The organism is Micromonospora sp. DH13, assembly GCF_020873825.1.
Lineage (GTDB): Bacteria > Actinomycetota > Actinomycetes > Mycobacteriales > Micromonosporaceae > Micromonospora > Micromonospora haikouensis.
The window spans coordinates 1-6,319 of record NZ_JAHWGR010000076.1 but is presented as its reverse complement, the minus strand read 5'-3'; the positions used below and the strand labels follow the sequence as shown (position 1 = coordinate 6,319).

Below are 6,319 nucleotides of genomic sequence, written 5' to 3'. Positions count from 1 at the left end.
GGGGGCCCCGCCAGCTCGTCGCCGCCGGCGCCCGGTCGGTCGTCGTCACCCTCGGGGCCGGGGGCGCGGTCCTCGCGGACGGGCCGACGGCACGCCACCTGGCGGCGTTCCCCGCCACGGTCGCCGACACCACGGGCGCCGGCGACTGCTTCACCGGGACGCTGGCCGCCGCGCTCGCGAACGGGCACTCCCTGGCGGAGGCCACCCGCTGGGGCCTGGCGGCGGCCTCCCTGGCGGTGGGCCGGCCCGGCGCCGCCTCGGCCTACCCGACCCGGGAGCAGGCCGCCGACGTGCTGCGCCGCGAGGCGGCACCGCGATGACCGGACCACGCCGGGTGACCCGGCAGGACGTCGCCCGCGAGGCGGGCACCTCGGTGGCGGTCGTCAGCTACGTCGTCAACGACGGGCCACGCGCGGTCGCGCCGGCCACCCGCCAGCGCGTCCTCGACGCGATCGAGCGCACCGGCTACCGACCCAACGCCATCGCCCAGGCCCTGGCCGGCGGCCGCTCCGGCGTGCTCGGCCTGGTCGTGCCGGACGTGTCCAACCCGTTCTTCTCCGCCCTGGCCAGGGCGATCGAGGACGAGGTCTTCCGGGAGGGGCAGGTCCTCCTCGTGGGCAACTCCGCCGAGAGCGCCGTGCGCGAGGCCCGGCTGATCGCCAGCTTCGTCGAGCGTCAGGTCGACGGCCTGCTGTACGTCGGGGTGGGCCACCACTCGCCGGTCGAGGCGGCGATCCGGGCCGGGATACCGGTCGTCGCCCTCGACCGGCGCGACCGGTTCTCCGACATCGCCTCAGTTGTCGTCGACAACTTCGACGGCGCCGCCATGGCCACCGAACACCTCATCGCGCACGGCCACCGCCGCATCGCCGTCATCGCCGGCCCGTCGCACCTGTTCACGTCCGTCGAGCGGATCGGCGGGTGGCGCAAGGCCCTCAAGGCGCACGGCCTGCCCAACGACGAGAGCCTCTTCTTCGAGGCGCCGTTCTCCCGGGCCGGCGGCTACCAGGCGGCCGTCGCCCTGTTCGAGCGCGGCACGGCCGACGCGGTCCTCGTCACCGACGAGATGCAGGCGCTCGGCGTCCTGGCCGCAGCGGCCGACGCCGGAGTGGCGGTGCCGAGCGGTCTGGCCGTCGTGACGTTCGACGGCACCGAACAGTCCATGTTCAGCGTGCCGCCGCTGACCACCGTCGGCCAGCCCTTGGCCGAGATCGCGCGGCACGCGGTCGCCCTGACGCGACCCACGAGCCCGGAGGAGCGGAGGCACATCGTGTGCGACACCGAACTCCTCCGTCGCCGCTCCTGCGGCTGCACCACACATCACAGAGAGAACCACCAGGTGTCGACTCAGATGGCAGTCGGTGGCGACACCCGGGGCCCCCTATCGAAAGAGGACCATACCATGACAAAGAAGGTCGGCCGGATCGCCGGCGCTTCGTTGGCGGTCGCCGCCCTGGCGCTGAGCGCCTGCGGCTCCTCCGCCAACGACGATCCCAACGCGGACGCCACCATCACGTTCGTCACCCCGCACAAGGGCGTCTTCGACGAGGCGGTGGCGGCCTTCCACGAGGAGCACCCGAACATCGACGTCGAGGTGCAGATCATCCCCTTCGCCGAGATCGCGGCGCAGACCCAGGCGCGGCTCGGCTCGAAGGACACCTCCATCGACGTCATCGCGGTGGACCCGCCGCGTCTGCCCAGCCTCGCCGCCCAGGGCTTCCTCAAGGACGTCTCCGCCGACGCCCCGGCCATGAAGGAGAGCCTGACCTCGGGCGGCATCTCCTCGGTCACCTGGGACGGCAAGCAGTACGGCTACCCGCTGTGGACCAGCGACAACTTCCTCTTCTACAACAAGGCCCTGCTCGCCAAGGCCGGGATCGCCGAGCCCGGGCCCGACAACGCCAGCCGCTGGACGTGGGACCAGACGCTGGCCGCCGCCACCAAGGCCAAGGCCGCCGGTGCCCAGTACGGCTTCGCCTTCGAGCAGGTCGACGCCTACTACGCCCTCCAGCCCGTGATCATGTCGATGGGTGGCGGCGCCGGGCTGGCCGGCGACGGCAACCTCACCCCGGCCGTCGACACCGCGCAGTGGCGCGCCTTCGGCGACTGGTACGGCAAGCTCTACTCCTCCGGCCTGTCCCCCCGTGGCCTGGCGTCCGCCCAGATGCCCGACCTGTTCAAGAACGGCTCCGTCGCCTTCTACGTCGCCGGACCGGCCCGCATCACCGACCTGCAGAAGAGCGGCCTCGCCGACAAGTGGGGCATGGCCCCGCTGCCGTACGCCGCGGGTGGAAAGGTCGTCACGCCGACCGACTCGTGGGCCGTCGGGGTCAGCAACGTCAGCGAGCACCCGACCGCAGCGCAGGAGTTCGCCCGCTACCTGTCGCTGTCCACGGACGGCGCGACGTCCGCGTCGACGAAGTTCAACCTGCCCCCGGTGAACCAGAAGGCGTACCCGAAGTACATCCACTACATCGACGGCATCGCCCCCCGGCAGACCACCCAGTACGGCACCCTGCTCACCACCGACACCGACGAGCACGCGGTCCGGCGGCCGTCCTCGGTGGGGTATGTGGACTTCGAGACGATCGTGAACAAGGCGTTCGCCGACATCCGCAACGGCGGCGACCCGACGCAGATCCTCGCCACCGCGCAGGACGCCCTCGCCCGGCAGCTGTCCCAGTACAAGTAGCGCGCCCGCCCCGGGCGGCGGGTCGCGCCGCCCGGGGCCCGGCAGGCCCTAGTCGGAAAGACACGAACGTGACACAAGCACCCCCGCGCCCCCGAGGTGGCCGCAGCCGCAACCGCGCGCGCCTGCGGACGCTCGGCACCGCCGGACTGTTCCTCCTGCCGGCCCTGACCGGCCTGGTCTTCCTACGACTCGTCCCGTCCGTCGAGGCGGTCACCTCGGCGGTGACGAACCGGCTCGGCGAGTTCTCGCTGACGAACTTCACCTACCTGTTCGGCGACCCCGCGTTCCTCGGCTCGCTGAAGGTCACCCTGCTGTTCTCGCTGGTCATCAACCCGTTCCAGATCGCGGTCGCGTTGTTCCTGGCCGTCCTGCTCACCCGGCACATCCCGCTGGTGGGCCTCTGGCGCACGCTGATCCTGCTGCCCATCGCGATCCCGCAGACCGTGTCGGCCATCGTCTGGGGCGTGCTGTTCCGCCCGGACGGCCCGCTCAACGGCCTCCTCGGCACCCTCGGCATCCCGGCCGTGCCGTGGCTGGTGAGCCCGGACACCGCGCTGATGTCGATCGTCATCCTGTGCAGCTGGGTCGGGGTCGGCTACTGGATGACCTTCCTGGTCGCCGGCATCCACGAGATCCCCCGCAGCCTCTACGAGGCCTCCGACCTCGACGGCGCCGGCGGGTGGAAGCAGTTCGTCCACATCACCCTGCCCGGCATCCGCCGGCCGCTGCTGTTCGTCCTCGTCGCCGACACGGTCGCCAACTTCCTGGTCTTCGCCCCGGTGCGGATCCTGACCCAGGGCGGGCCGGAGGGATCGACCAACCTCATCATGAACTTCATCTTCGAACGCGCCTACACGCTGGCCGACACCGGCAGTTCCGCCGCGGCGACGGTCGTCCTCGTCAGCATCGTCATCGTGGTGGTAGCCGCGCAGTTCCGGCTCCTGCCCGGGAGGGACTAGACATGGCCGACATCGTCGCGAGACGCCACGAACGGCGCACCGGACGCCGCACACTCTGGCTCGTCGTACCGGTTGCCGCCCTGGCCGTCGCGCCCCTGCTCTGGGCCGTCGTCTCCTCGCTGCGCCCCGGCGAGGAGATCTTCCGCTACCTCTCCCCTGTCTCGGTGCGGACGGTGGTCCCCTCCACGGTCTCGCTGGACAACTACCGCGCGGTGCTGGAGAGCAGCTTCACCCTCGCGCTGCTGAACTCGGTGCTGGTCACCACGGTCAGCGTGGCCCTCGGGCTGGCCGTGTCGTCGCTGGCGGCGTTCGCGCTGGCGATGATCCCGTTCCCCGGGCGCGCGGCGCTGTTCGGCGTCATGGTCGTCAGCTTCCTGGTGCCGTTCGAGGCGATCGCCATCCCGCTCGCGTCGACGTTCCGCGAGGCCGACCTGCAGAACACGCTCGTCGGGCTGATCCTGCCGGCGGTCGGCAACGGCCTGGCCATCTTCCTGCTGCGGCAGTTCTTCCTCGGCATCCCGACCTCGCTCAGCGAGGCCGCCCGGATGGACGGGCTGTCCTGGTTCGGCATCTACCTGCGGATCTATCTGCCGCTGTCGCGGGCGTCGATGGTCGGCGCCGGCCTGATCCTGTTCGTCTTCCAGTGGCAGTCGTTCCTGTGGCCGCTGCTCATCGCCCCGGCGCCGGCCGTGCGGGTCGCGCCCGTGGCCATCGCCGACTTCGCCCAGGAGTCCGGTGTCGACTACGGCCAGATGTTCGCCGCCGCCACCCTCACCGCCGTGGTTCCGCTGCTCGTGCTCCTCTTCGCGCAGCGGCAGTTCGCCTCGTCGCTCGCCTCCACCGGGGAGCGGGAGTGAGCGCCGGCCGCCCGCCGTCGCGGCGACGGATCATCGTCGACTGCGACCCGGGCAACGGCGTCCCCGGCGCGGACATCGACGACGGGCTCGCCCTGGCGCTCGCCGTCGCCTCCGACACCATCCAGCTCGACATGATCACCGTCGTGTCCGGCAACACCCATCGCGACCAGGGCTACGCCGTCGCCCGCACCTTCGTCGACCTGGTCGGGCTCGACATCCCGGTGTACGCCGGTGCGGGCACCGCGCTGCTGGAGCCGAGCGGCCCCTGGCGCAGCCGGCAGGACCAGGTCACCCGCAGCGACGCGGTCCGCGCCGCATGGTCCGCCGTGCCGCCGCCGGACCCCCACGACCCCGGCACGGCGTTCGGCGCCGCGGCGGAGATCGTCCGGCACGTCCGCGCCCACCCGGGTGAGATCACCATCGTGGCGATCGGTCCGTTGACGAACGTGGCGCAGGCCCTGCAGCTCGACCCGGGTCTGCCGGAGGTCGTCCGGGAGATCGTCGTCATGGGGGGCGCGTTCGACGTTCCCGGGTTCCTACAGGAGCTGAACTTCGGCATCGACCCGGACGCGGCCCGGGCCGTGCTGACCTCGGGGTGCCCGGTCACGCTGCTCCCGCTGGACGCGACGTCGCAGACGCTGCTGCGCCACGAGGACCTCGACCTCGTGGATGCGGAGCGCTCCGCGCTGGCCCGGTACGTGGTCCAGACGACCCGGCCCTGGATCGACCTGGCCGCGGCCTGGCGCGGCATCGGCGGCTGCCTGCTGCACGACCCCCTCGCGGTGGCGCTGCTCGTCGATCCGGGCATCGTCACCGTCGAGGAGATGATGGTCGACGTCGAGACCCAGGGCACGCTCACCCGGGGCCGCCCGGTCGCCTGGACGCGGGAGAACCTGCGGCTGCACGTCGGGCTCGACATCTCCCGGGCCAGACCCGTGCGGATCGTGAAGACGGTCGACAACGACCGGCTCCTGCGGACCATGTTCGCGGCGTACCACGGCTGGTCGGACCAGGTCGGGTCCCGGGCGTAGCGGTCACCGGCCCGGGGTCGACGGCGCCTGCGGTGCAGGTCCGTCGGCCCCGGGCCGATGTGCGTCGCGGGACCCCTCAGGCCGGCGCGGGCCGCAGGTCGTGGGCGCCGGGGCCGGACGGCGCGCCGGCCCGCTGCAGGGCCCGGCGCAGCTGCCCCGCGCCCCGCGGATCGTCCACGAAGAGCCCGCCCACCACCTCGCCCCGGTCGTCGAGGTAGAGGCAGTGCCGCCGGCCGTCCGTCGGGTGCCAGTTGTCCGACACGATCCGGCCCGGCCGGGCCGTGACCTCGCCGACGGTCTGGAGCTTGCGGCCGTACTGGTCGGACCACGCGTACGGCACGAAGGTCCCGGGGTCGAAGGACGCCCCCTCGACCAGGACCCGGGCGACGGTCTTGGCCTGTTCGACAGCGTGCGACCAGTGCTCCGAGCGGCGGCGGCCCCGGCCGGCGGGGCCCGGCCAGGCGGCGACGTCGCCGAGGGCGAGGACCGCCGGGTCGGCCGTCTGTCCGTGCGGCGACACCGGCACGCCGTCCGGCCCGGCGAGGCCGCTGCCGGCCAGCCATTCCACGTTCGGGACGCCACCGATGCCGACGACGACCACGTCCGCGTCGAGGGCCGTCCCGTCGGCGAGCACCACCGAGGCGGCGTCGCCGCCGGCCGGCCCGACCGAACGGACGTGCGCGTCGAGCAGCAGCCGCACCCCGGCGTCGCGGTGCAGCCGGGCCAGGTAGCTGGAGACGTCCGGGCCGAACTGCGGCAGCAGGGCGGGCTCGCGGGACA

6 protein-coding genes are annotated in these 6,319 nt (G+C 72.7%); 5 read left to right on the top strand and 1 reads right to left on the bottom strand.

Features of this window, described 5'->3' with window-relative positions; translation table 11 throughout:
• The 5 genes from LPA42_RS33220 to LPA42_RS33200 all read left to right on the top strand — a co-directional run.
• Nucleotides 1-320 (top strand): PfkB family carbohydrate kinase (locus LPA42_RS33220; RefSeq protein ID WP_228987132.1); only part of this gene is annotated, 320 nt, incomplete at its 5' end.
• Nucleotides 317-2,692 (top strand): extracellular solute-binding protein, encoded by a 2,376-nt coding sequence (locus tag LPA42_RS33215; RefSeq protein WP_077940012.1) that lies wholly within the window; start codon nt 317-319, stop codon nt 2,690-2,692. The genes LPA42_RS33220 and LPA42_RS33215, both read left to right, overlap by 4 nt.
• Before the next feature lie 68 nt (nt 2,693-2,760).
• Nucleotides 2,761-3,651, top strand: a complete 891-nt coding sequence (locus LPA42_RS33210; RefSeq protein WP_043968850.1) for a carbohydrate ABC transporter permease — start codon at nt 2,761-2,763, stop codon at nt 3,649-3,651.
• A 2-nt stretch (nt 3,652-3,653) separates the two neighbouring features.
• Nucleotides 3,654-4,508, top strand: a complete 855-nt coding sequence (locus tag LPA42_RS33205; protein ID WP_077940011.1) for a carbohydrate ABC transporter permease — start codon at nt 3,654-3,656, stop codon at nt 4,506-4,508.
• On the top strand, nt 4,505-5,539 hold the full coding sequence (locus tag LPA42_RS33200; protein WP_077940010.1) for a nucleoside hydrolase: 1,035 nt from the start codon (nt 4,505-4,507) through the stop codon (nt 5,537-5,539). The genes LPA42_RS33205 and LPA42_RS33200 overlap by 4 nt, the downstream gene beginning before the upstream one ends.
• A gap of 76 nt (nt 5,540-5,615) precedes the next feature.
• Here LPA42_RS33200 and LPA42_RS33195 read toward each other — a convergent pair.
• Nucleotides 5,616-6,319: FAD-dependent oxidoreductase (locus LPA42_RS33195; RefSeq protein WP_228987131.1), on the bottom strand; the 704-nt coding region annotated here is incomplete at its 5' end.